The organism is Micromonospora coriariae (assembly GCF_900091455.1).
Classification (GTDB): Bacteria; Actinomycetota; Actinomycetes; order Mycobacteriales; family Micromonosporaceae; genus Micromonospora; species Micromonospora coriariae.
The window spans coordinates 5,179,772-5,204,805 of record NZ_LT607412.1; the positions used below are offsets into that span (position 1 = coordinate 5,179,772).

The 25,034-nt window shown below is 70.0% G+C and carries 25 protein-coding genes; 14 read left to right on the forward strand and 11 right to left on the reverse strand.

Annotation, left to right across the window (positions count from 1 at the left end; translation table 11 throughout):
- Positions 1 to 4: 4 nt before the first annotated feature.
- Entirely contained in the window at positions 5 to 2,041 is a 2,037-nt protein-coding gene (locus GA0070607_RS24110) for a hypothetical protein (protein WP_089020208.1), read from the reverse strand.
- A gap of 183 nt (positions 2,042 to 2,224) precedes the next feature.
- Here GA0070607_RS24110 and GA0070607_RS24115 point away from each other — a divergent pair, with 183 nt between their 5' ends.
- Together GA0070607_RS24115 and GA0070607_RS24120 are read left to right on the forward strand one after the other, a co-directional pair.
- Positions 2,225 to 5,191, forward strand: coding sequence for a hypothetical protein (locus tag GA0070607_RS24115; protein ID WP_089020209.1), 2,967 nt, complete (start codon positions 2,225 to 2,227; stop codon positions 5,189 to 5,191).
- 1 nt (position 5,192) lies between these two features.
- Positions 5,193 to 7,472 carry a hypothetical protein gene (locus GA0070607_RS24120; protein WP_089020210.1) on the forward strand — a complete coding sequence of 760 codons (2,280 nt, stop codon included), beginning with the start codon at positions 5,193 to 5,195 and terminating at the stop codon, positions 7,470 to 7,472.
- Between the two features lie 20 nt (positions 7,473 to 7,492).
- Here GA0070607_RS24120 and GA0070607_RS24125 read toward each other — a convergent pair whose 3' ends face one another.
- Genes GA0070607_RS24125 through fdxA form a run of 4 tightly spaced genes read right to left on the reverse strand, consistent with a single transcriptional unit; the run spans position 7,493 to position 9,314 of the window.
- Positions 7,493 to 7,825: a cupin domain-containing protein gene (locus tag GA0070607_RS24125; RefSeq protein ID WP_089020211.1), complete on the reverse strand. Its 333-nt coding sequence runs from the start codon at positions 7,823 to 7,825 to the stop codon at positions 7,493 to 7,495.
- Between the two features lie 39 nt (positions 7,826 to 7,864).
- Positions 7,865 to 8,290: a hypothetical protein gene (locus GA0070607_RS24130; RefSeq protein WP_089020212.1), complete on the reverse strand. Its 426-nt coding sequence runs from the start codon at positions 8,288 to 8,290 to the stop codon at positions 7,865 to 7,867.
- Positions 8,287 to 8,952 carry a helix-turn-helix transcriptional regulator gene (locus GA0070607_RS24135; protein WP_089020213.1) on the reverse strand — a complete coding sequence of 222 codons (666 nt, stop codon included), beginning with the start codon at positions 8,950 to 8,952 and terminating at the stop codon, positions 8,287 to 8,289. The genes GA0070607_RS24130 and GA0070607_RS24135 overlap by 4 nt, the downstream gene beginning before the upstream one ends.
- A 5-nt stretch (positions 8,953 to 8,957) precedes the next feature.
- Entirely contained in the window at positions 8,958 to 9,314 is a 357-nt protein-coding gene (gene fdxA / locus GA0070607_RS24140) for a ferredoxin (RefSeq protein ID WP_089020214.1), read from the reverse strand.
- A gap of 55 nt (positions 9,315 to 9,369) precedes the next feature.
- On the opposite strand from fdxA, the gene GA0070607_RS24145 reads away from it, so the two are divergent.
- The 4 genes from GA0070607_RS24145 to GA0070607_RS24160 all read left to right on the forward strand — a co-directional run bounded on the left by GA0070607_RS24145 (position 9,370) and on the right by GA0070607_RS24160 (position 12,360).
- A complete protein-coding gene (locus GA0070607_RS24145; protein WP_089020215.1) occupies positions 9,370 to 9,990 on the forward strand; it encodes a DUF2249 domain-containing protein in 621 nt (206 codons plus the stop codon).
- A gap of 143 nt (positions 9,991 to 10,133) precedes the next feature.
- Entirely contained in the window at positions 10,134 to 10,649 is a 516-nt protein-coding gene (locus GA0070607_RS24150) for a SigE family RNA polymerase sigma factor (RefSeq protein ID WP_089020216.1), read from the forward strand.
- On the forward strand, positions 10,646 to 11,815 hold the full coding sequence (locus tag GA0070607_RS24155) for a hypothetical protein (protein ID WP_157743241.1): 1,170 nt from the start codon (positions 10,646 to 10,648) through the stop codon (positions 11,813 to 11,815). The genes GA0070607_RS24150 and GA0070607_RS24155 overlap by 4 nt, the downstream gene beginning before the upstream one ends.
- A gap of 206 nt (positions 11,816 to 12,021) precedes the next feature.
- The gene (locus GA0070607_RS24160; protein ID WP_231930244.1) at positions 12,022 to 12,360 is read left to right on the forward strand and encodes a hypothetical protein; all 339 of its coding nucleotides are present in this window, start codon (positions 12,022 to 12,024) and stop codon (positions 12,358 to 12,360) included.
- A 42-nt stretch (positions 12,361 to 12,402) separates the two neighbouring features.
- Here GA0070607_RS24160 and GA0070607_RS24165 read toward each other — a convergent pair whose 3' ends face one another.
- Positions 12,403 to 13,011 carry a class I SAM-dependent methyltransferase gene (locus GA0070607_RS24165; RefSeq protein WP_172899095.1) on the reverse strand — a complete coding sequence of 203 codons (609 nt, stop codon included), beginning with the start codon at positions 13,009 to 13,011 and terminating at the stop codon, positions 12,403 to 12,405.
- Positions 13,012 to 13,116: 105 nt separating this feature from the next.
- On the opposite strand from GA0070607_RS24165, the gene GA0070607_RS24170 reads away from it, so the two are divergent.
- The gene (locus GA0070607_RS24170; protein ID WP_089020219.1) at positions 13,117 to 13,506 is read left to right on the forward strand and encodes a RidA family protein; all 390 of its coding nucleotides are present in this window, start codon (positions 13,117 to 13,119) and stop codon (positions 13,504 to 13,506) included.
- A gap of 14 nt (positions 13,507 to 13,520) precedes the next feature.
- Here the strand turns inward: GA0070607_RS24170 and GA0070607_RS24175 are convergent, their stop codons facing one another.
- Entirely contained in the window at positions 13,521 to 14,234 is a 714-nt protein-coding gene (locus GA0070607_RS24175) for a hypothetical protein (protein ID WP_089020220.1), read from the reverse strand.
- Between the two features lie 446 nt (positions 14,235 to 14,680).
- Between GA0070607_RS24175 and GA0070607_RS24180 the strand changes: the two genes are divergently transcribed.
- The 5 genes from GA0070607_RS24180 to GA0070607_RS24200 all read left to right on the forward strand — a co-directional run bounded on the left by GA0070607_RS24180 (position 14,681) and on the right by GA0070607_RS24200 (position 18,173).
- Entirely contained in the window at positions 14,681 to 15,469 is a 789-nt protein-coding gene (locus GA0070607_RS24180; protein ID WP_157743242.1) for a hypothetical protein, read from the forward strand.
- A 117-nt stretch (positions 15,470 to 15,586) separates the two neighbouring features.
- Entirely contained in the window at positions 15,587 to 16,573 is a 987-nt protein-coding gene (locus GA0070607_RS24185; protein ID WP_089020222.1) for a zinc-dependent alcohol dehydrogenase family protein, read from the forward strand.
- Positions 16,574 to 16,701: 128 nt separating this feature from the next.
- Positions 16,702 to 17,172, forward strand: a complete 471-nt coding sequence (locus GA0070607_RS24190; protein WP_089020223.1) for a hypothetical protein — start codon at positions 16,702 to 16,704, stop codon at positions 17,170 to 17,172.
- 138 nt (positions 17,173 to 17,310) lie between these two features.
- Positions 17,311 to 17,670 (forward strand): VOC family protein, encoded by a 360-nt coding sequence (locus GA0070607_RS24195; protein ID WP_231930246.1) that lies wholly within the window; start codon positions 17,311 to 17,313, stop codon positions 17,668 to 17,670.
- Between the two features lie 59 nt (positions 17,671 to 17,729).
- Complete coding sequence (locus GA0070607_RS24200; RefSeq protein WP_089020224.1) at positions 17,730 to 18,173, forward strand: OsmC family protein; 444 nt, start codon at positions 17,730 to 17,732, stop codon at positions 18,171 to 18,173.
- 58 nt (positions 18,174 to 18,231) lie between these two features.
- Here the strand turns inward: GA0070607_RS24200 and GA0070607_RS24205 are convergent, their stop codons facing one another.
- Positions 18,232 to 18,951 (reverse strand): TetR/AcrR family transcriptional regulator C-terminal domain-containing protein, encoded by a 720-nt coding sequence (locus GA0070607_RS24205; RefSeq protein ID WP_089020225.1) that lies wholly within the window; start codon positions 18,949 to 18,951, stop codon positions 18,232 to 18,234.
- A 113-nt stretch (positions 18,952 to 19,064) separates the two neighbouring features.
- Here GA0070607_RS24205 and GA0070607_RS24210 point away from each other — a divergent pair, with 113 nt between their 5' ends.
- Positions 19,065 to 20,048, forward strand: a complete 984-nt coding sequence (locus tag GA0070607_RS24210; protein ID WP_089020226.1) for an NAD(P)-dependent alcohol dehydrogenase — start codon at positions 19,065 to 19,067, stop codon at positions 20,046 to 20,048.
- A 60-nt stretch (positions 20,049 to 20,108) separates the two neighbouring features.
- Here the strand turns inward: GA0070607_RS24210 and GA0070607_RS24215 are convergent, their stop codons facing one another.
- Positions 20,109 to 20,795: a TOPRIM nucleotidyl transferase/hydrolase domain-containing protein gene (locus tag GA0070607_RS24215; RefSeq protein WP_157743243.1), complete on the reverse strand. Its 687-nt coding sequence runs from the start codon at positions 20,793 to 20,795 to the stop codon at positions 20,109 to 20,111.
- 126 nt (positions 20,796 to 20,921) lie between these two features.
- Here GA0070607_RS24215 and GA0070607_RS24220 point away from each other — a divergent pair, with 126 nt between their 5' ends.
- Complete coding sequence (locus GA0070607_RS24220; RefSeq protein ID WP_089020228.1) at positions 20,922 to 22,361, forward strand: serine/threonine-protein kinase; 1,440 nt, start codon at positions 20,922 to 20,924, stop codon at positions 22,359 to 22,361.
- A gap of 66 nt (positions 22,362 to 22,427) precedes the next feature.
- Here GA0070607_RS24220 and GA0070607_RS24225 read toward each other — a convergent pair whose 3' ends face one another.
- Positions 22,428 to 23,405 (reverse strand): glycoside hydrolase family 11 protein, encoded by a 978-nt coding sequence (locus GA0070607_RS24225; RefSeq protein WP_172899096.1) that lies wholly within the window; start codon positions 23,403 to 23,405, stop codon positions 22,428 to 22,430.
- A 501-nt stretch (positions 23,406 to 23,906) separates the two neighbouring features.
- On the reverse strand, positions 23,907 to 24,989 hold the full coding sequence (locus GA0070607_RS24230; protein WP_089020229.1) for a LacI family DNA-binding transcriptional regulator: 1,083 nt from the start codon (positions 24,987 to 24,989) through the stop codon (positions 23,907 to 23,909).
- Positions 24,990 to 25,034 lie beyond the last annotated feature (45 nt).

Here is a 25,034-nt window from a genome sequence, read left to right on the forward strand (position 1 = left end):
CGCGTCACGGGCAGGGCGTTCGCGCGCAGACGTCGATGACCTTGCCGGTGAGCAGGAACACCGCCTTCTGCTGCTGTGCTCCGGGCTGGGCGCGCGGGAACTCGTGCGGATCGTCGCCGTACTCCGGTCCGGCCGGGGCGAGGTTCGTCGTCGGCGGCGCGTACGCCGCACCGCTGTTCCAGATCACGATCGCCGAGCCGGTGTACGGGTACCTGTGGATCGGCGCGATACCCCAGTACGGCCGCACGTCGAGTGACCAGCCATCGGCGATGGCAGGGGTGTGCAGGCGGGCACCGATGGTGCGCGCCTGGACCTCGGCCGCGGCGGGGGAGACCTGGTGGTCGCCGAAGGCCACGTGCATCAGCACCTGGTGCGCCGGGGTGCGCGGCAACGGTTTGTCGGTCATGTGCTGGGCGTACCCGTTGGCTTCGGACCGGTCCCAGAGCATCTGCAGCAGGGCGAAGATCAGCTGCTGGTCGACCTTGTCCGGGTAGGACGCGTCCATGATCGATTGGAAGGGTGCGAAGTCCACGCTGCGTTGCAGCAGCGTGGAGTAGTTCATCGCCGGTACGCCGAGCACGGACCGGGTCCAGTCCTGGGCGATGGCGGTGAGCGCGCCGCCGTTGATGCCACCCTGGCTGTTGCCGTCGTAGTGCAGCCCGCCGGCCACGTCGATCAGCGGTTGCCCGTCGGCGTCCTGGAACGCCGGGTCGGCGGCGAACCCGGCCGGGTGGATCATCGCCCGGCCCAGGAAGAGGAAGTTCAGGAAGCTCTGCTGCAGTCTGTCCGCCACCGCGGGGAAGGCGCTGAGGTCGGTGAAGGCGCCGGCCACGTACGGCACGTCGGCGGCGGCCATGCCGATCCAACTGGTGGCGCAGAAGGTGAAGTCGTACGTCGCCGACATGCTCTTGACGTTGCCGGCGTTGATCTCGGTCGGGCTGCCCAGCAGGCCGTGGCCGTAGAGCGACAGGTGTGCCGGATCGGTGGCGGAGGCGCTGCGCGGGATGTTGCAGACGAAGTCCGCCCGCAGCGTCGCACCGGACGGCGTGGGCAGGGCGTCTCTCGTCGGTGCCGTCCCGTCGCCGTTGGCCGGCCCGTAGTGCAGCCGCGAACCGGGTCCGCCGCTGCCGTTCAGATAGGACGGCACGCCGATGGTGCCGGTCACCTGCCGGGCGATCCGCGCATCCTGCGCGGGCGGGTAGTTGGTCACCTGGGTGACGGTGATCGACGGCGCCGCCGCGCCCAGGGTGGCGAAGGCGCTGTCGCGGATCGCCAGCATCCGCCCGGTCAGGCCCTGCCGGCTGGCCACCGTGAAGTCCCAGGCCAGGTGGAGACTGTGCCGCTTGACGCCGACCCTGGTCAGGTCGGCGAGGATCCGCTTGATCTGCGGGGTGCGGCGGTCCCGGGGGCCGAGGCCGGCGCCTGTGACGTAACTGCGGAACGCGGTCGGCGCCGGGATGAGCCTCCCGCTCCGGTCGCGCATCCCACGCAGGCCCACCACGTACCGGGTGCCCTCGGCGAGCGCCACCGCCGGGCGGATGATGAGCAGTTGCCGGTCGGGCGCGCCGGCGGAGTGCGCGTCCAGCTCCGCCCAGTAGGGCGTGCGCTTGCCGGTGGCCGTGTTGAGCAGCACGATCGGCGCGTCCGGCGCCAGCGAGCGGCCGATGTCGGTGACCGGGGCGATCCCCGTTGCGGCGGAGTCCAGGCCGGGCACGCGCACCAGGATCGGTGAACCGGGGCTGAACCCGTCCTGGCGGTTCCATTCGGCCGGGTTGATCGGGGTGCCGTGCACGTTGGCGGGCATCGCGGAGGCCGCGAGTCGCACCCGCTTGCCGGTGCGGCTGGTGCGATCGGGCACGGTGAAGAAGTCGTTCGGGAACGGCAGCAGGCACGCGGTCGGGTCGATCGGATCGCAGCCACCGTGCGTGGCCGGTTGCGACGACATCGCGGGCGGCGCGGCGGCGGCGACCGTGCCGAGCAGTACGGCGCCGGCGGTCATCAGCACGGACACGGCGAGGCGGAGCCGTACGGGGGTGGTCACACGCATCTCCTTTGACGGCGGACGGAGGGGACCGGGGCGTGGTGTTCTTCCTACGCCGCACGAGGGATCACGGCAAGAGCGGGCGTGGCCGGTCCGGCGCGGGCTCGATCGTGCTGGGGGCGCAGTCGCCGACGGTCACGAAGGTGACTGAGCCGGTGCCCCACCCGGGACTAACATCCGTCCATGGAAGCCCTGTTCCAGTTCGCCCAGGTCAGACAACCGCTCACCACCGACGTTCCTGAAGCGATCGGCCTGAGTGCCGACACGGAGCTGCAACGGCAACTGGCCGCGGTCGCGTCCGAACCGGACTCCCGCGCGCGAATGAAGCGCCTGGCGGAGGAGTTCGCCGCCGGTCCGCACTACGTGACCGGAGCGGAGACGACGGGCGTCGTCGGCGCGACGCGCGCCGTGAGCGAGGCGCTCGCCCGGTCGGAGACGCCTCTCAATCTCGCGGATCTGCTGGGCCGCCCCGTCGCCGACTTCCTTGCGGATCCCCAGACCGTGGCGGGCATCGCCGACATCAAGGACAGCATCCTCGTCATCAAACTGCTGCCCGCCGAACACCGCCGCCCGATCGCCCGTCTCGTCGACGCCCTGCGCATCCACGACCACATCGCCTCCGGCGAGGAGCGCCTGCTGCGGACCGTCCGCCTGCCGGGCTGGTTCGGACGCAAGCCCCCACCGGCGTCGCCGCCCGCCGATCCGGATGTCATCAAAGACCGGCTGAGCGAAGTGGCGACCAGGCACGAGGCCATCGACGCGGCGATCGCCGAACTCGCGGCCGTGCCCGCGACCGGCTTCCGGCGCACCGCCCAGCGGGAATATCCACAGGTACTGCCGCCGGACAACCTGCGACCGCAGGCGCTCTTCGAGCGCGACCTGACGATCCGCCGCAAGGAACTCGAGCTGCCACTGAGGCTGTCGGACCTGCCGTCGCCGGCACCCGGCATCCGGGTGCAGCCCGGCGCGGAGATCGCGATCAGTGGACGGCCGGGGTTCCTGCCGATGACGGATCCCGTCGGGGTGCGGCTCGACACGGCCGCCATCGACCGGCTCGGCGGCCGCACCAAGGAAGCACTCCGGGGGCTCGGGGTCGATCCGGCCGACCATCTGCCCGACGTCGTCTCCGTCCTGCTGCGGGAGCGGCGTGCGCTGCACGAGTCGGCGCAGAGCCTGGTGGGGTCCCTGCTGCCACGTACCGCGTGGTGGCGACGCGGGGACGTCGTCGTCGCACGCGCCAACGGCCTGCTCGCGGACGTTCGTCGCCGCACCCCCCGGGGGCTGCTCGAGCTCTTCGACCACGCGGAGACCGGGCCCGCTCCGGACGATGTCCCGCACACCCACGCCGACCTGGTACCCGCCGGCGTCATGGACCTGTACGTCGTGCGCCAGCAACTCAAGGGCTACGTACGCGATGAAATCGCGTATGTCGAGAACGTGATGCGCAGCGAGTCGCGGGACCGGGTCCGGCGCACCCGGATGGAGACGGAGACCATCTTCGTTCAGGAGCGGGAGCAGGAACACGAGCAGAGCAGCTCCTCGACGACCACCGATCGTTTCGAGCTGCACCGCGAGGCACAGTCCCTGCTGCAGGAGCGCGCCGACGTCAAGGGCTCGCTCACGGTTTCCGGTAGCTACGGGCCGACCGTCGACTTCCAGGCCAGCGCCGAGGCCGCATGGACGCGGAACACCGAGGAGAGCGAATCCTCGGCGAGCACGATGGCCCGCGAGGTGACCCAGACCGCCGCGGAGCGAACCGCCGAGCGCATCCTCACCCGACAGACCCGCCGCACCACCACGGAGGTGGAGGAGACCGATCAGCACACGTTCGACAACAAGCTGGGCACCGAGCACGTGGTGGGCGTGTACCAGTGGCTGACGAAGATCTACGAGGCCCAGGTCTACAACTACGGCAGGCGGACGCTGTACGACGTGATGGTGCCCGAGCCCGGCGCGCAGCTCATCGAGGCGTTCCGCCGCAGCCGGGCCGAGGTCGTCGAGATCGTCGAGCCGGTGCCGTTCTCGGTGCGCCCGGAGGAGCTGTGCCCGGACACCTACCAGACCTTCGTGACGCTGTACGGCGCCACCGGCATCAAGCCGCCGCCGGAGCCGTTCACCACCGAGGCGTACGACTTCCACACCGGCGGGGAGGAGTCGAGCCAGGAGTTCACGGACTCGACCAGGGTGAAGGTGCCCGACGGGTACCGGGCGATACAGGCATCGGTGGGCGTCGTCGTGACCATCTGGGACGGCTGGAGCGTCGATGTCGTCATGGGGCAGCGCGCGCACCGGTTCGGCGAGGGGTTGGCGGGGGTATGGATCACGGACCTGAACGGGGAGACCGGCGCCGTCCCGTTCGCGATGACCACCGACAAGGTTGGACACATCGCGTGTGCCGCCGAGGTCACCTGCGCCGCGACGCCGCGCGCGATGGCCGTGTGGCAGCACGAGACCCACGCCCAACTGGTGGAGGCCTACCGGTCGCGACTGTCCGAGTACGAAGCGAAGCTGGCCACCGTCGAGGCGACCGCGCCGCCGGTGATCGTGAGCCGGGAGACGTACCGCAACCGGGCCACGATTGTCGACGAGCTCAAGCGGATGTGCGTCACGCTGCTGACCGAACAGCACTTCGAGCTGTTCGACGCGACGACAGCGGGCCCGGACGGGCTGCCCCGGATCCGCTTCGACCAGGCCGGCGTCGAGGGGGCCTACGTGCGCTTCTTCGAGCAGGCCTTCGAATGGGAGAACATGTCCTGGGTGTGCTATCCGTACTTCTGGGCGCGGCGGTCGAACTGGCTGGAACGTCTCGACATCCGTGACGGCGACCTGGAGTTCGAGGATTTCCTCAAGGCGGGTTACGCGCGGATCGTGTTGCCGGTCCGGCCCGGGTTCGAGTCCGCCGTGGACCACTTCCGCAAGACTGGTGACCCGTGGCTGGGCGGCCCACTCCCGACGGTCAGCGACGACACGTACCTGCCGATCGCGGATGAGATCGCGGAACGCCTGGGAATGCCCGGCACGGAGGTTGCCGTGGGACAGCCGTGGGAGGTGCGGGTGCCCACGAGCCTCCTGCAGCTGCGCACGGCGGAGGGGTTGCCGCGCTGGACGAAACAGGCCGACGGGCACTGGGTGCCCGACGAGGAGCCGTAGGGTGCTTCGCGACGGCGCCACCTACGCGTCGATGCCCGCACTGGACGGCGCCCTCGCGTTCACCGGCCGGCTGATCCCGGCCGACAACCTCGCCCGCATCACCATCACCGACACCTCGCTGAACGTCTCCTGGACCTGGACCATCCGCCCCGGGCAGGCAAGCGCGAAGCGCTGGAAGGAGCTGGGCATCCCGCCGGTCGTGTGGCACTGGCTGCCACCGTCAGGCGGCCCGGCCAAGGTGGCGTATCCCGCGTCACCCGCCTTCCGGCGGCCGGTCCTGCTGATGGCGTTGGCGCGGGACGTCACGGTGCGGGTACGCCGGGACCGGCCGTCGTTCACCGCGTTCCGCGTCGAACGACCCCGGTCGCCGTTCTCGTCGGTGACCACGTCACCCGGGCCCTCCTGCCAGTGCCATCCATCGCATCACCAGCGCAGGCCCACGTCCGACCTGCGCCACGAGGTCGTCGATCCCGACACCCTGCTGTGCGACCTCACGCCCCAGGTCACGGTCTTCCGCAACCAGGACCCGCGGGTGACTCCCTCGTTCGACGAGCCGCAGTCGATTCTCGCGGCGATGGGCACTCCGTACGTGCTCGTCTCGGGCGTCGACACGCCGGTCTCGGTGGACGCGGACGACCTGGGCCGGGTCGCCGACACGATGGCGATGAGCCTCGGCTACGTCTGGAAGAGGTTGATGCCGCCCGGCCTGCTGATCGTGCCGCACCCCACCGGCGTGGTGATCCAGCACCGGGAAGGCCACTTCCAGGTACAGGTCACGATCAAGGACCCGGACAAGCCCGCGGCGTACGCCTACTCGGCGGGCTGCCACGGCTCGGTCAGCCGGATCGTCGTCCAGCACGACGACAACGTCACCGTGACCGTCCAACCCGGACCGAAGGCCGTCGCCCGGGCGACGTTCATCTACTCCCGCAAGGTCGCTCACGAAGATGTTCCCCGCCAGAGCGCGAGCCTCGACTTCGACGCGAAGACGCACCACCGCCACGAGCTGCCCGACAGGACGAGCGTCCCGGCCATGGTCCAGTTGATGATCGAGGTGCCGCTCAGTTTCGTCCCCGTCATCGGCGACCTCTACGAGCTCGGACAGCTCGCGTACATGACGGCAACCGGGCGCGACTTCTGGGGCAATCGCGTCACCTCCAACGAGATCATCGTGTACGGGACTCTGGCGGCGGTGTCGGTTGGCGCGACGGCCTACGTCCGTATGGGCAGGAGTTCGGCGCGGCTCGGCGAGGAGCTCGCCCGCATCGAAGCGTTGACGGCTGAACTACGCCGGATCGTGGACGATGTCGATGGTGCCGCGCGGTCCGGTGCGCTCCTCAAACGGCTCAAGAGCCTGCCGGAGCCGCAGCAGGAGAAGCTCGCCAAGATGCTGGAAGCCGCTACCGCGAATCCCCGTGCGGCGTCGGCGCTGGCCAAGGGCGTCCAGGACGTGCTGCAGGAGGCGAAAAAGGCCTCGAAGCAGGCCGACGACCTTCTCGACCTCGACGTGCACGCGCTGTTCACCGAGGACATGGCGTCGTTCGCCAACTCCATGCTGCGCTGGGAGTACGACGACTACATCGCCATCGTGGCCCGCCGCGGGAAGGACCCGAAGGCGCCGCTGGACTGGTTGCTCGACACGACACGTCAGTGGGTGCACGCCTACCTCAAGACGCACCTGGGCGACGACTACCGCACCATCATCAAGGCGGCCCATGGCAGGCTGCCGGGCCGGGTGACCCTCACGCCGGCGATGCTGGGCCACTACGACAACGTGGCGAAGATGGGCATCAACCAGTACAACGAGATGAAGAACAAGGTCCGCAAGGTGTCCGGCTTCGGGTACCTGTTCGAGCTGGATCACATCATCGAACAGCGCTTTCTCCGACGGCTCCGCGCGTGGACCGAGGCCGTGCCGGAATACCTGGCCTTCCAGTCGTTCCTCGTGCCCAAGAACGCCGGCGTCGCCGCCGAGATGATCCGCCTCGACCCGTCCTCACACGTGATCCGCTACGTCCACCGGGCGAAGACCGACATCATGCGGACCCTGATCCCGCACGGCTCCGAACACCTCTTCACCGTGCAACAGATCGCGGACGCGACGCTGTTCACGCTGAAATCGCTGGATGCGCACACCTACATGAAGAAGATCGCCGTACTGAAGGAGGACTTCCGGTTCCTCGCGCGGGCCCTCGACCAGACGATGCCGCGGCTCCGGCCGTGGGACGAACTCACCGAGAGTCTCTTCACCGCGGCGAACGGCTGGCCGCAGGTCAAGTAGACATGGACGATCGTGCCGGTCTACCGCGTGCTGACGACGGTCAGCAGCACGACTGAGTCCTCGACCGCGGTCAGGGCGTGCCGCTGTGGCGGGATCGCGACAAAGTCACAGTCCCTGCCCTCCCACGCCTCGGTCGACGTGGTGAGGCGGACGTGGCCGCGTAGGACCAGCAAGGTCGCCTCGCCCGGGCTGGCGTGTTCGGCCAACTCACGTCCGGCGAGCAGAGCCAGGACGGTATGGCGGAGTGCCTGGTCGTGGCCGCCGTGGATGGTGTGGGCCGATCGACCGCTGTGCGCCTCTCGAGCCACTGTCAGCTGTTCCTCCGCCAGTACGGGAAGGGAGGTCGACTTCATCGCTACAGTCCTTCGTCTCGTCCGGATGAACGCGTTGGGTCAGAGTGCCAGCAGGACGACGCCGCCCGCGAGCAGGGCGACCACCTTGACCGCCTCTAGGGCGACGTAGGCGTAGTGAGCGTGCGAGCGTGGCGCGTTCTCGCCCGCCAACACGGCGCGGGAGCGCCGCGTCAGCCGCGGCCGGACAGCCAGTAGCTGGACCAGCAGCACGGCGACGGCGACCAGGATGGGTGCGAGCGCCCGCCCCGGCGGCGGGTTCAGCGCGAACGCGACAAGGATGGCCATCCCGAGGATGACCTCGACGGCGTTGAGGGCACGGAAGACCAACCGACCGATGCCCAGCCCGATCCGCACCGTCACGCCGGGGGCCCGAAACTTCAGCGGCGCCTCGATGAACGAGATGGCCAGCACCATGCCCAGCCAGACGAAGCTCACCGCGACCGCGACCGCCGCGGCGGCGTTCATCGGGCTGCCCCGGCGACGGTGAGATGGGTGAGGCACAGATTGGGCTCGACGAACGCCTCCAGCCGGTCCACCATGACCGGCACCTGCCAGGCGTCCATGGCACCTCGCATCAGGCCCAGGTGGACCGGGCAGACGACGTGGGGCTGGGATTCGGCGAGTTCGAGGAAGGGGCAGTGCCGCAGACCGATCCGTACCTGCCCGTCGGCGTCACGGCGCTCAGGAGCGAAGTTCATCTTCTCCAGCAACGACATCAGATGGTCGACCGGCGCCGCTTTCCCGCCCGCTCCGTCGTCTTCGCTGGACGAGGCGATCTGTCGACCCCACCGGCGACCGGCCTCGATCGCTTTCGCATCGGGATCAGCGTCGTCGGCGAGACTCAGCGCGAGTATCTCGGCCAACATCCGGTACTGCCGTGGCCCGGCCGGGTCCATCCTTCGCACCGCCCGGAACAACAACGGGGGACGGCCGGGGCGGTTCTGCTCGGGTACCACGCGTTCGACCCGGCCCTGGCCGACCAGGGTGTCGAGGTGAAACCGGACGGTGTTCGAATGCACACCCAACTGGCCGGCGATCGCCACGATGCTCAGCGGGGTGGTGGCCGCGTTCAGCACCCGCAGGACCCGCAGACGTGGCTCCGCCGGTTGCTCGGACTGGGTCGCCATGATGCTCAGCCTTCCTGTGCGGCATTCGTCGGCGGGAGATTCGCCACCATCGGCGTGTCCACCCCCAGCGGGCCGATCCTCGCCGCACCGCCCGGGGAGCCCAGGGGCCCGTCGCGGCCCGGCAGGGTCTCGACGAAGAACGCCTCGTTGTCGGCGAGGTACGGACGGTACGGCTCGGGCAGGTCGTCCTCGAAGTAGATGGCCTCGACCGGGCAGACCGGCTCACAGGCGCCGCAGTCGACGCACTCGTCCGGCTGGATGTAGAGGCTGCGGCCCCCCTCGTAGATGCAGTCCACCGGACACTCCTGCACGCATGCGCGGTCCATCACATCCACGCAGGCTTCACCGATCACGTACGTCATGCCTATAGTTTACACAAGTTCGGGTTGTATAAACCCGCAGGCTGGAGGAAGCCAGATGGAGCAGAAGAGCGCGGAGTCAGAGCTCGACGTGCGGCAACTTCGCAAGACCGACAAACACCCGACGATCTTCGCCCGCTATGCCGAGCTGCCGACGAATGAGTCGTTCGTGCTCGTCAACGACCACGACCCCAGGCACCTGCGCGACGAGTTCGAGGCTGACCACCCCGGCAGTGTCGGCTGGGAGTACCTGGCACGGGAGCCCCGCAACTGGCGGGTCCGGATCACCAAGCTCACCAGCACGCCGCTTCCCCGAACTCTCGTCGACACGACCGGCCTCGCCGCGCTGACCGGGGAGCCGGATGTGACCGGGGCCGTGTGGAAGTTGCAGGCGCGTGAACGGGACCTGGATGCCAACATCATCGCGTTGCCGCCCGGCGGCGTCATCGACGAGCACGCCGGCCCCGACCTCGACGTCCTCATCCACGTCCTGGCCGGGTCCGGGCAGCTCGCCACCGAAGGCGGTGTCGTGGACCTGCGGTCCGGCGCCCTGGTGTGGCTGCCTCGGCGGTCGCGCCGTCAGTTCACCAGCGGGCCGGAGGGACTGCGCTACTTCACCGTCCACCAGCGCCGACAGGCTCTCCTTCTGGACACCACGGTGCGGCGGGTCGGCCGATGAGCGGGCCAGTGTGACCTGAGGATCCCTGAGCGGACCCCGCCTCCCGCCGCCTCGCCGGGGCAGCTGCCCAGGCTGCCAACTTCGACGCCGACGCAACCTGATGGTCGTCCGGACCCGTCGAGCTTGCGGAGGAGGGAGCCTCGATGGTGGATGCCGAGCGTGAGTTCTCGGAGTACGTCTCCGTGCGACTGCCGAGCCTGCATCGGACCGCGTATCTGATGTGCGGCGACGCGCACCTGGCCGACGACGTGGTGCAGCAGACGATCACGGCGTTGTACGTGAACTGGCGCCGGGTGAGCCGGGCCGACAACGTCGACGCGTACGTGCACCGGATGTTGGTACACAAGCTCGTCGACGAGAAGCGGTTGAGCTGGGCGAAGGTGCGGCTGCTGGGGTCGGTGCCGGCGCCGGAGCGCCCGCCGGTCACGCCGCACGACGAGCTGGCCGAGCGGGACAGCCTGGTCGCCGCGCTCGCCCACCTACCCCGCGGCCAGCGCACCGTACTGGTCCTGCGGTTCCTGCGCGACCTGTCGCTGGCGGACACGGCCGCCGCGATGGGCTGCTCCGAAGGCAACGTGAAGTCGCAGACAGCTCGGGCGCTGGCGGCGATCCGTCAGGTGCTCGACGTCACCGAGATGTCCGGGGGGAAGGCGAAATGACGACGATGGACGACCAGCGAATCGCCGAACTGCTGCGATCGGCGCCGGTTCCCGAGCCGAGGGTCGACGTGGGCCGCGCCATCCGCGACGGCCGGCGTCGCCGCCGGCGCCGCCGCGTCGGCGGGATCGCCGCGGTGACTGTGCTGGCCGGGCTCGGTGTCGTCGGCGCGACCCAGCTCGCCGGGGCCGCCAGTGGGCCGGCTCCGGCCCCGCCGGCCCTCGCGGAGTCACCGGCCGGGACGAGGTCGACCGCCCCGGTCCCACCGGTCACCTGCGGAGCGTCGTGGTTGCCCCAGCCAGTTGGCGGTCCGGTCGCGGTGGCGACCGGCGTCGACCCCACCGGCCGGTACATCGTCGGCGACATCGGCACCGGGCGCGAGGACGGGCGGGTCGTGCTGTGGACCGACGGGCGGGCAGGCGTCCTGCCTGCCGGCGCGCGGCACGCGGCCGCGGTCAACGCCGACGGCACAGTGGTCGGCACCAACGGCGACGGCACCGGCTGGGTCTACCGGGATGGAAAGCTGCGCTTCCTGGCCACCCCGCCCGGCTACGACAGGGTCCTCGCACACGCGGTCAACGGGCAGGGCGACATCGCCGGCACCGCCAGCGGAGCCGGCGACTCGCACCACGCCGTGCTGTGGTCGGCGGACCGCCCGCAGGAGTACCGGCTCCTCGGACGGCCGGGATCCGCCGCGACCGGGATCACCGAGGATGGCACAGTCGTCGGCGCGATGGGCGAACAGCCGTACCGGTGGACGTCGCAGGGCCGCGGGGCCGCGCTGGCGGTGCCCGCCGGCTACCCCCGCGCCTCGGTCGACTCGGCACACGGCGAATGGGCGATCGGCATGGTTCCGGGCGCGCAGCGGGGCGGTGCCGTGCAGATGCTGCCGGTACGTTGGAATCTCACGACCGGGTCCGTGAGCCTGCTGCCGTTCCCCGGGGCGGCCGGAATCGCCGGCAACGGCGACCTGCTGGTCGACGACGGTGCGCCGCTGGTCGTCGCTCCGGACGGGACGTCCCGCCGGTTGCCGGGCCGGCCCGAGGTCCGGGCGACCGAGGCGGGCACGTACATGGCCAGTGGGATCAGCGAGGACGGTCTGACAGTGGTCGGTGCCGTCTACGAGAACGAGGTGCACCGGCCGCTGGTGTGGCGCTGCCACCGCTGAGGGTCGCGTCCCCGGTCCCTGCCGCTGACACCGCTGTCGGCTGCGGGGGCCGGGAAGCGAGCACGCCCGGTGCCGCCTGTGGCAGCATCGGGATCGGTGACAGTCCATCCGGCGGGGCCACGATGTTCGGCGGACCCGTGCACGTGTGCTGGGGCCAGACTCTTCTGGACGAAGAAGGAGCACGCATGGCACTGGGGCGAGTGTTGGTGATCGGTCTCGACCCGGTCCGGATTCCCGGCTGGGATCCTGAGCCGGTCGTCGCGGCGATCGCGCGCGGTCAGGCCCGTTTCGATGACCATGGCATCGAGGCCGACATGTGCCTGGTGGTGCCCGACGAGAACGCCGAGGGCGCGATCGTCGAGGCTCTGACCGGGAAGGACTACGCCTGCGTGGTGGTGGGGGGTGGTATCCGCAAGCATGAGCCTCTGCTCGAGTTCTTCGAGAAGGTCGTCAACCTGGTTCGGCAGCACGCTCCCCGGGCGGCCATCGCCTTCAACAGCAGTCCTGAGGACACCGCCGATGCCGCACTGCGGTGGCTGCGCTAGGCCAGCGCGGCACTTCCACCCACGGAGGCACGCCGGCCCGGCTCACCGGTCGGTTGCGATCGCCGCGATGGCGGCGTGCGGCCGATGAGTGCCGTCGCTGGGCCGTGGCAGGCGCTCGACTTCGGTGAAGCCTGCGCGCGTCAGTCGCTCGGAGAACTCGTCCACGGGCCACCGATAGGCGGTCGCGACCTTGTGGTCGAAGGCCTCGACCTCGTCGCCGACGAAGATGCCCAGCACCAACGTTCCGGACGGGGTCATGGCTCGCCGGAACTGAGCAAGCACGCCGTCGAGGTCCTGCGGCGGTCGATGTATCAACGAGTACCAGGCCAGGATGCCGGCGACGGACCCGTCGGCCAGATCGAGGCTGTCCATCGACCCGAGTTGGAACTCAACGCCCGGGTGGGTCGCCCGGGCATGGGCGATGAACTGGGGGACCATGTCGACCCCCGCCGCGTCGACGCCCAGCGAGCGAAGGTAGCCGGTGATATGGCCGGGCCCGCAGCCCAGATCGAGCACCCGGCCAGGCCGGCCTGCCAGATGCCGCCCGATGAACGCGAGGTCGTCGGCGTGTACCTTCTGGCTCGTGCCGAACAGCTCGATGTAGAGCTCCGCGACGGATGCGTACGACTGCCGTACCTGCTCCATGGTCACCGGGTGACTATATGAGCTCGCCCGGACGCACGGCGAGGGGTGCCTTCGGATCTCGGCTCACGGTTGTATTAGACGTACCTGTGCTGATCACCTAGCGTTCGGCGCATGACAGAGCGGCGTTCCATCCTCAGCGGCTCGACGTTCGAGGAGCAGATCGGCTATGCCCGCGCCGTGGTCGACGGCGACTGGGTGCACGTGTCCGGGACGACCGGATTCGACTACGCCACCATGACGATTTCCGACGACGTGGTGGAGCAGGCCGAGCAGTGCCTGCGCAACATCGACGCCGCGCTGACCGAGGCGAAGTGCACCTTCGCCGATGTGGTCCGGGTGCGCTATCTGCTGCCCGACCGGGCCGATTTCGAGCCCTGCTGGCCGACGTTGCGTCGCGCCTTCGGTGAGGTCCGGCCAGCCGCCACGATGCTCGTGTGTGGCCTCGCCGACCCTCGTATGAAGATCGAGATCGAGGTGTACGCACGGCGGACCAGCGCTTAGCGGCCCGCACCAGGTCAGACCAGGAGGCGCTCTCGCAACGTCGCGCCCAGGTTGATCCCTGCTACCGCCCGTGGGCCGGTCGGCTCATGCACGTCGAGGGTGTTGTTGCGGCGCATCAGCTCACGGACCGGAGGTGGCAGCCGGGGCGGGTCGTCCATGACTGCGAGGACCTGCGCGGCGGTCGAGACCAGTCGATCGGCCAGGGCGACGGCGTCGGTGTCCACCCGCACCCGCCCGTACTCCCAGCCCGCGGTGGTGAGGTCGAGTACCTCGAACACGCGGGTCACGAGCGGGTTCGGGTCGGTCACCCGGTCGAGCCACCGCGCGTGGTCGCCGACCACCGCCACGGCGGCGGCCACCTGCGCGTACGGGTGGAAGCCGGACGGCAACGCGTACAGCGGCCACCGCAGGGCCTGGCCGGCCTCCTTCCACAGCGGCCGGTAGTTCCGGCGGTGCACCAGGAGCCGCCGGCCCGTCCGTCGGTGGATGTCGTGGGCCTGCGCCTGTAGGTCCGCGTGCGCCTCGTCGGCGACCTGGCTCACGATCCGGGCCGCCACCACCAGGCCGTCGTCGCCGGTCAGCACTCCGGTGACCGCTTCGACCTGCTCGGGAAACCGGATCTGCGCGTGGGCGCCGTACCGGTACTGGACGTCCCGTAGCAGCTCCTGCTGCCGCTCCGGATCAAGCTGGACCCGCCCGCCGCCCAGCAACCGCCGCAGCCAACGCATTTCGCCTCGTTTCAGCAGAGCCGTCCCGGACCGCGGCAATGCTAGTGCTCGGGCCTCCCTCGCATGGGGACGGGGTGGCTGAACGATCTCGACCATGAGCACGGCTACTTAGGCGCTGCGGCGTCCTGTCATGTGAAGGTGGTGGCATGCGTCGACTGCTACCGCAGCTGCTGATCGTGCTCGCCGTTGCCGTGGCCTGCGCCGGGCCGGATGCCCAGCCAGGTCGCCCGGACCGGTCAGCCGCGGCAGACCCAGCGCCCACCTCGCTGCACGCCGACGGCAGCGTCCCGTGGGCCGATCTGAAGATCACCGCGGAGGACCTCAACGGCCGCCCGGCCGGACCACGGGTCCCGGCCCCCGGAAGCAGGCCGTGCCGGGCGCAGCAACTGTCCGGCCGACTCGTTGGCTGGACGCGGCCCGGAAGCGGCGGTGAGACACCCCGCGGTATGGATGCCGCCATCGGCAAGCTCATCGGAGAGGTGGACGTGCGGAACTCGTCGAAGGTCGAGTGCACGTTGCAGGGCGAAGTGCCCACCACCATGCTCGCTGGCGGCCGCGAAATTCCGATGCTCTACACGCACGGCATAAACGGGGAGGCCCGGGCGCGGGTGGTCGCCGTGCCTGCCGGTGGCCACGCCAGCCTGCGCCTGGACTGGTCGGGGCCGTTCTGCGCGCCGACCGAGGGGGCGCTGGAGCTTGCGATCGAGGTGCCGCACAGCGGCGGTACGTTACGCGCACCCATCAGCGCGCACGACCGCCCCGGCTGTCAGCGGGGCGAGGGGGTCAATCCCAACGCGCGGGCGACGCTGTCCGCGAGCGGGTTCACCGAGCCGGTCGCGGCGTCGAGGCCCCCGTCCTCGCCGCTCGACCAGCTCACCGTCACTGTCGCGGGGCCGCCAGCCGCCGCGGCCGGGTCGCGGGTCACCTTCCGCGTGACACTCGGTAACCCGACCGGTGGCGCGCTCGCGCTGGACCCGTGCCCGGGCTATCTGATGGAACTTTTCTCCCTCGGCGATGCGACGAATGACGCGGTGAACACGTCCCAGCTGTACCGGCTGAACTGCCGTCCCCTGACGCAGATCCCCGCCGGCGGTGCCGCCGTGTTCGAAATGGTCGCCGAGGTGCCGGCATCGATGCACGCGGGGCGCGAGCTGACCGTCACGTGGAAGCTCTACCTGCCGCACTACGTGCAGCGCGGCAACCAGGTCGGCGCCTTCAGCCTGACAGTTGCCTGATCACGGGTGAGCGCACCGGCAGGGAGGCGCCGCCTGCGCCGCTGCGGAAGCCGCCCGGGCGGCAACCGGGTCAAGTAGCGTTCCCGTGACGCCTTGGCTACGGAAGGTGTGGGAGTCATGCGTGCTGCAGTGCTGCGGGAGTTCGGCGTCCCGCTGAGGGTCGATGAGATCGACCAACCAACCGCCCGCGTCGGTCAGGTGCTCGTGCGGGTCGTGGCCAGCGGGGTCAACCCGCTCGACACGAAAATCCAGGCGGGCAAGGCGGCCCATGCCCGTATCCAGTTGCCCGCGGTGCTCGGCCTGGACCTGGCCGGAGTCGTCGCGGCGGTGGGCGATGGCGTGACCGGCTTCGAGCCGGGAGACGAGGTGTACGGGCTCTGCGGTGGTGTGGGTGACCTACCGGGCTCGCTGGCCGAGTACGCCGCCGTGGACGCGCGGTTGCTGGCACACAGGCCACGGACGCTCTCGATGCGTGAGTCTGCTGCGCTGCCGCTGGCGGCGATCACCTCGTGGGAGGGTCTGGTTGACCGGGCCCGAGTTGGCGCCGGGCAGAAGGTGCTGGTCCACGGCGGCGCCGGCGGTGTCGGTCACGTGGGCGTACAGCTCGCTCGGGCACGAGGAGCCGAGGTGTACGCGACGGGCGCGCCGACGAGCATGGGAGCGATCGAGAGTCTCGGCGCCGTGCCGATCGACTACACCTCGACCACGGTTGAGGAATATGTGGAGAGGTGCACCGCGGGCGAAGGCTTCGACATCATCGTCGACAACGTTGGCGGGGCGACACTCGACGCGTCGTTCGCGGCGGTGCGTCGGTATCACGGGCACGTCGTCAGCGCGCTGGGCTGGGGGTCGCACTCGCTCGCGCCGCTGTCGTTCCGTGGCGCGACCTACTCCGGGGTGTTCACCCTGCTGCCGATGCTGACGGGGCGCGGCCGCGAACACCACGGTGAGATCCTGCGCGAGATCGCCGCGTTGGCCGACGCCGGCGCGCTGCGTCCACGACTGGACCCACGCCTGTTCACGCTCGACACGGTCATGGATGCCCACCGGCTGGTCGCCGACGGCGCCAGCGACGGCAAGGTCGTCGTCGACATCGACGGCTGAGCGGGGCCGACCCGAGGGTGCGGTGCCGGGTGGGATTTGGGATTGATCGACAAGCCCCTTTGCGCTCGACGGTCGCCTAACGCGCCGACGCCACGCTTTCGGCGTTCGGTCGGATCACCGAGATCCGGATGATCGACAACGACGTCTACATGAAGACCGATCTGGACCTGCCGGGTGTCGGCCGCGAGTGGATGACCCTCGACCCGACCCGGGTGCCGCGAGACTTCGCCCTGAGCTTCGCCCCGGGGAAGAACGACCCCGGCGGCTCGGCCCGCCTCATCAACGCGATCGTCACCGCACGAGCGGACGGCTCGCACATCACCGGGACGATGGACGTGACCCGGATCGGCTCCGGCAACGGGATCAACTTCAGCCCCGGCCAGGGTGGCACGTTTCCCGACAGCGCGCGCGGCCACACGTTCCGTGCAACGCTGGACGCCGAGGGTCGGCTGGTCAGTTTCTCGATCCCGGCCGCCAGCGGGATGCCGAGCGCGTCCCTTCGCTACAGCGACTTCGGCGCAGTCATCGACGTCACGCGGCCGCGAGGCGCGGTCGCCGCCCCCGATGCCCTGTATCCCCAGCTGGGTATGAGCGGCTGACCGTCGGCCGGGCTTCGCGTCACGCCGGGCACCCGACACGTCGCCGAGGACCCGTGGGCAGCGGAACCGGCTCCACGCCCGGGTGTGGGAAGGTGGTTCATGCCCTTGAGCAGGTACCACCTCAGAGCATCGGTCGCCGTGTCCGACATACGAAGGGCGGTCGCCTTCTACGAAGGCAAGCTGGGCCTCCGGCCGCTGTGGTCCGGCCCCAGTGCCGCCATCGCAGACGGCAGCCGTATCTATGGATCTGGTGGGGGGCCGGCGCTGAACGTGTACCAGTCGGTCACCGCCGGGACGACCGCGGCGACCCTCGCGACGTGGTACGTCGACGACATCGACCAGATCGTCGACGAACTCACCTCGGCCGGCGTCGAGTTCACTCGCTACGACCAGTTCGCACACGACGTCAAGGGGATCACCCCTCGGGCCGGCGGTGGACGTATCGCGTGGTTCCAGGACCCGGACGGCAACACCTTCGCCCTCGAATCCGACGTCTGACTCCCTTCCGGCGCAGGCCGGTGGCTCGGGGGACCAGCGGGCTTGGGTAGGTTCCTGTCATGAGTGACGACACCTTCCGCTCGGTGGAGATCGAGCGCACCGGTCTGGGGAACTATGTCGCCCGGAACATCCGCGGCGGTTCGCTGTCGATGGGCACGGGCGAGGACGCCAGCTTCACGCCCGTGGAACTGCTGCTGGCTGCCATCGGCGGCTGCACCGCGGTGGACGTGGACCACATCACCAGCCGCCGAGCCGAGCCGACCCGGTTCTCCGTCGACGTCACGGGTGACAAGATCCGTGACGAGGCCGGCGGAAACCGGATGCAGAACCTCCGGGTCGAGTTCACAGTGACGTTCCCGGTGGGCGCGGACGGCGACAGGGCCCGCGAGGCGCTGCCCCGGTCCCTGCAGCAGTCGCACGAACGGTTGTGCACCGTCTCCCGTACCGTCGAGCTTGGCACTCCCGTTTCGATAGTCGAGGCTGCCGCGTCCGACGGGGAGTGAGGTTTCCGGGCCGACGAGCGGCGGTCGGCGGGCCGCGTGTATGACTCGTGCCGACGTTTCACCCGAGCCGGCGTGGCGATGCCCAGCCCTGCTGTTGCAGCCGTTCGATGCCGTCCAGTAGCAGGTCCAGCGCGAACTCGAACTCGAACTGGTCGTCACAGCCCTGCCCGAGGACGGACGCGTCGTCGTGGGACGCCGCCATGGCGACCTCCGCGACGTGCGGGAATCTGGCCGCGATCTCCGGGGGCAGGGCCGCCGGTGGCTCCGGGGCGGTCGTCGTGCCGGACCGGCCGGCGCGCCGGGCGGCGTCGAACAGCTCCTGGCTGAAGCCCAAAATCCGGCTCCCCATCGCATGCATCACGTGGTGCGCGAGGTCGACGGAGAACCCGCCGGCCCGGAAAGTTCCGATCATCGAGTCGAGGTAGGACAGGATGGCCGGCGTCGCCATGTTCCGCGACTCGATCGCGAGCGGCGCCCAGGGGTGGCGCTGCAGCGCCTGCCGCGCCGAGAGGATGCGCTGGCGGACCGCGGGCTTCCAGGCGGTGTCGGGCCCGGGCGGACCGATCTCGCCGACGACGACGTCGATCATGCCGTCCAGCAGTTCGTCCTTGTTGGCCACGTGCTTGTAGAGGGCCATCGGCACGACGCCCAGGTCCTGCGCCAGGTTGCGCATGCTGAGGGACTCGATCCCGGCCGCGTCGGCGAGTGCGACGGCGGCGTGCAGGACCCGGTCCCTGCTCAGCGGCGTCCGGCGCAGCGTCTCAGCCTGCTCAGCCATCTCGCTCCTCATCGTTCGGCGGCCGATTGAACCATAATCCTCTTGACAGGTGTACGGCGTACACCTACCTTGTTTCTGAGGGTGTACGCCGTACACCGGGGGAGGGGAGAAGGATGAAAGCGATAGTTCAAGACCGATACGGCCCGCCGGAGACGCTCACACTCGCGGAGGTGGACGCGCCGGCGCCTGCCGCCGACGAAGTGCTCGTGCGGGTGGAGGCCGCCGCGCTCAACGCGTACGACTGGCATGCCATGCGTGGCGACCCGCGGATGGCGCGGCTGGCCATGGGTCGATCAAAGCCCCGAGCGCGCATCCGCGGCCGCGACTTCGCCGGCCGGGTCGAGGCCGTCGGCAAGCAGGTTCGCCAGCTGCGCCCGGGCGACGCCGTCTTCGGCGACCTGGGCGACGCCAACGGCGCGTTCGCCGAGTACGTGTGCGTACGCGAGACCCTGGTCGCGCCGATGCCGGCGAACCTGACGCCGCAGCAGGCGGCGGCCCTGCCGCTGGCCGGCATCACCGCGCTCATGGGCCTGAGCGAGGTCGGGCAGGTCGAGCCGGGCCACCACGTTCTCATCAACGGGGCCTCCGGCGGCGTCGGCACCCTCGCTGTCCAACTGGCCAAGGTGCTCGGCGCGGCCGTCACCGGCGTGTGCAGCACCCGCAACGTCGACCTGGTCCGCTCCCTCGGGGCCGATCACGTCGTCGACTACACCCGGGACGACTTCGCCCGCGACAGCCGCCGCTACGACGTCGTGTTCGACCTGGTCGGCAACCGCTCACTCACCGCGCTGCGACGGGTGCTGACCCCGACCGGGACGCTGGTGCTCTCCGGCGGCGGCGTGTACGGCGGCGGCAGCCTCATCGGACCGGTCAAGCTCATCGCGCGGGGACGGCTGCTGGCACCCTTCGTCCGACACCGCATCGTCATCCTCACGGCGGCGCCCAGCCGGCAGCACCTCGACACGCTCCGCGCGCACGCCGAGACCGGCCGCCTCACCCCGGTCATCGACCGCACCTATCCGCTGCACGAGGTGCCCGAGGCCATGCGATACCTCGAAGGTGAGCACGCGCGGGCGAAGGTCGTCATCACCGTCTGACGGGTCCATCGGGTTGTCAGATCGGCGGCGGGTGCAACTCGGGCAAACAGAATCCCGCTGTCACGCCACGGACCTGTCGGTCCTCGCCGCCTCGAGCAGCGCGGCGAGTGGCCGAGGCAGCGCACCCCGGCCCGCTGCCGCCTCGGCGAGCAGTCGCGCGTAGCGCAGGTTGCGACGCGCGCCGCTGCGGAGGAACCGCCACATCTGCCGCTCGGGTTCCCGGCCGCGCCAGGCGGGTTGATTCTGCAGCGAGAGGAACGAACCCAGATCGCCCTGTGAGTCGAACAGCGCTTCGACCTCTGCGGCGCCCACGGCCCGGATCAGTTCCTCTTCGAGGTCGTCGACGCAGACGTGAAACCCGAGGCGTTCCATGTCGGCGCGAGTGCGCGGCGAGCCGATCTGGGCGGCGACCAGTGCGCGCCGGAAGACCTCCTCCTCACGCACGTCGTACAGGCCGGCGAGGCGCACCTGAGCGGTCAGCGGGCCCATCTCGGTCAGGAAGCGACCGATCGCGTGCGCCCCGCCGATCGGCACGATCACGACGCGCTCCGCTTCGAGATCCCGGCCGCCGCCGGTTGCGGCCGTTTCGAGCGCGATCTGATCGCTGAGGCCCTCGACCAGGACCAGGGCCGCAGCGTCGCCCATCTTCGCCCGGGCGCTGGTCAGTGCCCGGGTTGTGGCGTCAGGGCCACTCTCGTATCCATCGAGCGCCCTGCGGGCCAGCTCATGACGTTGGGCGAGATCCATGGGGGTTCCGTCGGTCGGGATGCGGGTCGTGGCCATCATCGTCGAGCCGTGTGGCGGCGACAACCCGATATCGGAGGTCGGACGACCGGTGCTTGAGAACGACGAGTCCGGGGTACCGGAAGCATCATGCCGAGTGTGGGGCAACTCGTCGGAGACCGATACCGCCTGGTCGAGAGGATCGCCAGCGGCGGTATGGGCGACGTGTGGCGGGCGGTTGACGAAACCCTGGACCGCTGCGTGGCCGTCAAGATGCTGCACCCCCGCCTGGTCACCGACGCCGGCTTCAGTGAGCGGTTCCGCCGCGAGGCACGCGCGATGGCGGCGCTGCGTCACCCAGGTGTCGCCCAGGTCTACGACTACGGCGAGATGTCCCGGCCCGGAGAGCCGGTCCTCGCCTACATCGTCATGGAATGCGTGCAGGGACAGTCCCTGTCGGAGCGGATCGCCGAGGTCGGCCGCCTGGACGCGGCCGAGGCGATGTCAATCGCCGCGCAGACCGCCCGAGCCCTGCAGGCCGCCCACGACGCCGGCATCGTCCACCGGGACGTCAAGCCCAACAATCTGATCATCGAGCCGGACGGGCACGTCGTACTCGTCGACTTCGGCGTTGCCGTCACGCAGGAGGCGGCGAGCCTGACCGGGGCGAACCAGGTCGTCGGCACCGCCCTGTACATGGCGCCCGAGCAGGTGTCCAAGAACGAGAGCACCCCGGCGATCGACATCTACGCGCTGGGCGCTGTCGTCCACCACTGCCTCGCCGGTGAGCCCCCGTACCAGGGTGACAACGCCGTCGCGGTGGCGCTGCGGCACCTCGAAGAGGAACCACCGTCGCTGCCCGAGAGCGTCCCGGCGCAGGTACGGCAGCTGGTGTCCACCGCGATGGCCAAGGAGCCCACCCGCCGGTTCCCGACGGCGGCGGCCATGGCCACCGCGGCACAGGCCCTCACGGACTCGTCCGACCCCCAGCTGAGGGCCGCCACCTCAGCGACCGCGGGCGCGCCCCGAACCGAGCACCTGCCCGCCCGGGGGTCGGCTCTCGGCGGCACGTCGAGGCGGAGGGTCCGTCCCGGACATACCACGCTCGCGGTGCTTCTCGGATCGTTGGCCGCCGTTGCCGCCGTCCTGGTGCTGGCCGATCCCACCGGGATGATGACGGGCCCGACCGGGCGACCGTCGGGGCCCCCCGCGGCACCGCCCGTGGTGCCGACCTCGGTGCCACCCCGGCAGGACAGGCCTGGCCCTGGCGTCGGTGGTGGCGAACCGGCCATCCGCGGCTCTGCCGGTCTGCCGGTTCGCGCGCCCGGATCCGCTACCCCGACGACCACCCGTCCAGCAGCCGCAACGCCGACGGGCCAGTCCACGCCTTCGAGCGAGAGCAGTCCCGGTTCACCCGGTCCCACCACCTCTGAAAGCGCCCCTCAGGAACCGACGGCGGCCCCCACGGGCGCAACGACGGCGGCACCGACCGAGGACCCGACGGAGGCGCCGACGGCGGAGGAGTCGGCTGCCGGAGGGAACGCGGTGACGCCGGTCCAGGTGACGGGGTCAGGCGGACCGGCGAGGTAGAGATCTGCGGTGGCGCGGCGGCCGAGGCCGCCGCGCCACGGGTGCGGTGTCCGGAGTTGGTCAGGGTCAGCCGGTTCGGCAGGTGACCGTCGGCCAGGTCCAGTTGCCGTTGGCCATGATCGTTACTCCGAAGTTGTTGCCATTGCCGTTCGGTCTGGCGGTGACGGTTCCGCTCGTGCCGCTGACGGCGGCGTTCCAGCTGTTCTGCAGGCTCTGGCCGCCGCCCAGGCCGAGGCTGACGACCCAGTTGTTGGTGCCGCTGACCGCGACGTTGAGGTTGAACCGATCGCCCCACTGCTGTCCGGCGGAGAGCGTCGCGGTGCAGTTGCCGCCTCCCGGGTTGCCGGTGGTGGGCCCGGAGGTTGGGTTGCCGCCACCGCCTTCCCGGACGGTGATGTCGGAACTCCCGCTGCTCTGGTAGCCCTCGGTGGCCATGATCTGGTAGCTGTGGTTGGTGCCGAGGTTCAAGCCGGCGCGCGCCCACGCGTCGAAGTGGTTGGCGGTGGTGATGGTGCCACCGGTGCGCTTCTGCTGACGGACGCTCCAGTACTGGTAGAACGTGGCGGTGCCGTCGATGGATGGCTGGTTGACCCGCTGGGTGCGGTACAGGTCGTAGGTGCCGCCGTCGGTGGTGACGGAGCCGACCCGGGTGGCGCCGGTGCTCGGGTTGTAGGTGCCGAAGTTCTCCACGACGTAGTACTCGATCAGCGGGTTCCGCGTCCATCCGTACAGGGCGAGGTAGCTGTTGCCGTTCGGGCTGTAGCTGCCCGAATAGCTGATCGTCCGACGGCTACCGGTGGCCCAACCCTTGCCGCCGACCCAGTTGTTGGTGCCGCTGCCCCACTGGCTGGAGTATCGGCCGTCCGCGCGCAGCGTCATGCTGGCGTTGCCACTGTCCTTCCAGAACGAGAAGAAGAACCCGTTGTGCGTTCCGGTGGTGTTCGAGCTGACGGTCCGATCGGCCTCGGCGTACGCGTTGGTGGCCAGCACCGTACTGCTGACGGCCACCACCACGGCGCACGCGGCGCCGAGGAGCAACCGCATGCGGCCGCGCCCTCTCGGTCTGGTGGGTGTGTGGTTCATGTCGTCCATTGCGTGCTTCCTCCTCGGGACGGCTGGCGGGAGGCCAGCAGTGCGGCACGAACCGGCGGCCAGGCGACGGCCGGGCGGACATCGGCGTCGTACCGCGTGGTGGTGGGCTGGTCGTCATGCACGACGACCGGGGGAGTGGGTCGCTGTGGGTGGCATTGACGGTGATCGAACCCCGTCGATGGCGACCGTATTGACCCTGCCGTCAACTTGTCAACAATTTTCAGAAACATCGTGGAAGCCTGAACTTGGTGAAAGGTTTTCCGTCGGTGGGCATTCATCCTGCCCAGTAGCACCAACTGATCGAGTGCGGCGTGAGCTGATCACCTAGGCCCCTCGGTCGAGGAACCGGAAACCGAGCTGCCGGCGTCGGAACTTCCGGAGACTTTCCGGATCGCAGTCGGGCGAGAAGGGTCCCGGCGACGGGGTGTCACGGCTGCCCGGGCGTTACGCCATCTACGACAGGTGGGGTGCCGGGTCGGGTGCGGGCCGCCGGCGTAGCCATGGCGTTCGGGTCCGCCCCGGGCTCGGGTTACGCTCGGCCGTCGAGCGGCGGACCACGAGGCGTACCGGCAGGACCATTGGCCTGCCGGTGTGCCCGGGCGCTCCCTCGATCATCGTGAGCAGGTGCCGGGTGGCGGCCGAGCCCTCCGCGTAGAACGGGGCCGCGACCGTGGTCAGGCCGGGCGTGACGATGTCGGCGGCGAGGATGTTGTCGAACCCCACGACGCTGACGTCGCCGGGAACATTGACGCCCATCCAGCCGAGGCCGCGGATGAGGCCGATCGCCATCTGGTCGTTGAAGGCGAGGACAGCCGTCGGCGGATCTGCGCACAGCTCCTCGGCGGCCCGCTCGCCACCCTCCATGGTTGGGCTGAACGGGCCGATCTTGCGTACCTTGATCTCGAGCTCCATACCCGCTTCGAGCAGCGACCGCCAGCGGATACCGTTCGCCCAGGACGCCTCCGGCCCCGCGACGTAGGTGATGTGGTCGTGCCCCAACTCGCCGAGGTGCTCGGCCGCCCGCCGAACCCCGCGCGGGTTGTCCGTCACGACGCAGGGCACGTCGGCGATGGCGCGGTTGAGGACCACCACCGGCCGCTGCTTGGCGAACATCCGGATGGCCGAGTCGGACATCCGGCTGCTGGCCAGCAGGAACCCGTCGACGGTCGACATCGTCCGTTCGATCACCGCCCGTTCCAGGCGGTCGGACTCCTGGGCGTCGATCAGCACGGTCGTGTATTCGCCGCCGATCGACGCCTCCTGCGCCCCGCGGACGATCTCGGCGTAGACCGGGTTGGTGATGTCGGGGATGACGAGCGCGATCATGTGCGTGCGGGACGTGGTGAGGGCGCGTGCCAGCGGGTTGGTCCGGTAGCCGAGCCGCTCGGCGACCTGCCGGACCCGTTCGGCGGTCTCGGAATTGACGCGGCTCGGCTTGGAGAAGGCGCGGGACACCGTGGACGGTGAGACATTGGCTTCGGCCGCGACGTCGTAGATCGTGGCCCTCTTGTCTGGCGGCCTGGTGTGGTCGGGCATCTTGATGCTCCCCCCGGGCTTCGCGCCATGATCATGCTATGACGC

Coding starts and splice junctions, on each gene's coding strand:
- GA0070607_RS24205 (WP_089020225.1), bottom strand. CDS start 18,951: ATGGCTGAGCAGGCTGAGACGCTGCGCCGGACGCCGCTGAGCAGGGAC.
- GA0070607_RS24215 (WP_157743243.1), bottom strand. CDS start 20,795: ATGGATCTCGCCCAACGTCATGAGCTGGCCCGCAGGGCGCTCGATGGA.
- GA0070607_RS24175 (WP_089020220.1), bottom strand. CDS start 14,234: ATGCGTTGGCTGCGGCGGTTGCTGGGCGGCGGGCGGGTCCAGCTTGAT.
- GA0070607_RS24185 (WP_089020222.1), top strand. CDS start 15,587: ATGCGTGCTGCAGTGCTGCGGGAGTTCGGCGTCCCGCTGAGGGTCGAT.
- GA0070607_RS24220 (WP_089020228.1), top strand. CDS start 20,922: ATGCCGAGTGTGGGGCAACTCGTCGGAGACCGATACCGCCTGGTCGAG.
- GA0070607_RS24210 (WP_089020226.1), top strand. CDS start 19,065: ATGAAAGCGATAGTTCAAGACCGATACGGCCCGCCGGAGACGCTCACA.
- GA0070607_RS24135 (WP_089020213.1), bottom strand. CDS start 8,952: ATGGCGACCCAGTCCGAGCAACCGGCGGAGCCACGTCTGCGGGTCCTG.
- GA0070607_RS24145 (WP_089020215.1), top strand. CDS start 9,370: ATGGAGCAGAAGAGCGCGGAGTCAGAGCTCGACGTGCGGCAACTTCGC.
- GA0070607_RS24125 (WP_089020211.1), bottom strand. CDS start 7,825: ATGAAGTCGACCTCCCTTCCCGTACTGGCGGAGGAACAGCTGACAGTG.
- GA0070607_RS24230 (WP_089020229.1), bottom strand. CDS start 24,989: ATGCCCGACCACACCAGGCCGCCAGACAAGAGGGCCACGATCTACGAC.
- GA0070607_RS24190 (WP_089020223.1), top strand. CDS start 16,702: ATGATCGACAACGACGTCTACATGAAGACCGATCTGGACCTGCCGGGT.
- GA0070607_RS24180 (WP_157743242.1), top strand. CDS start 14,681: ATGGATGCCGCCATCGGCAAGCTCATCGGAGAGGTGGACGTGCGGAAC.
- GA0070607_RS24130 (WP_089020212.1), bottom strand. CDS start 8,290: ATGAACGCCGCCGCGGCGGTCGCGGTCGCGGTGAGCTTCGTCTGGCTG.
- GA0070607_RS24115 (WP_089020209.1), top strand. CDS start 2,225: ATGGAAGCCCTGTTCCAGTTCGCCCAGGTCAGACAACCGCTCACCACC.
- fdxA (WP_089020214.1), bottom strand. CDS start 9,314: ATGACGTACGTGATCGGTGAAGCCTGCGTGGATGTGATGGACCGCGCA.
- GA0070607_RS24225 (WP_172899096.1), bottom strand. CDS start 23,405: ATGCGGTTGCTCCTCGGCGCCGCGTGCGCCGTGGTGGTGGCCGTCAGC.
- GA0070607_RS24150 (WP_089020216.1), top strand. CDS start 10,134: ATGGTGGATGCCGAGCGTGAGTTCTCGGAGTACGTCTCCGTGCGACTG.
- GA0070607_RS24200 (WP_089020224.1), top strand. CDS start 17,730: ATGAGTGACGACACCTTCCGCTCGGTGGAGATCGAGCGCACCGGTCTG.
- GA0070607_RS24170 (WP_089020219.1), top strand. CDS start 13,117: ATGACAGAGCGGCGTTCCATCCTCAGCGGCTCGACGTTCGAGGAGCAG.
- GA0070607_RS24155 (WP_157743241.1), top strand. CDS start 10,646: ATGACGACGATGGACGACCAGCGAATCGCCGAACTGCTGCGATCGGCG.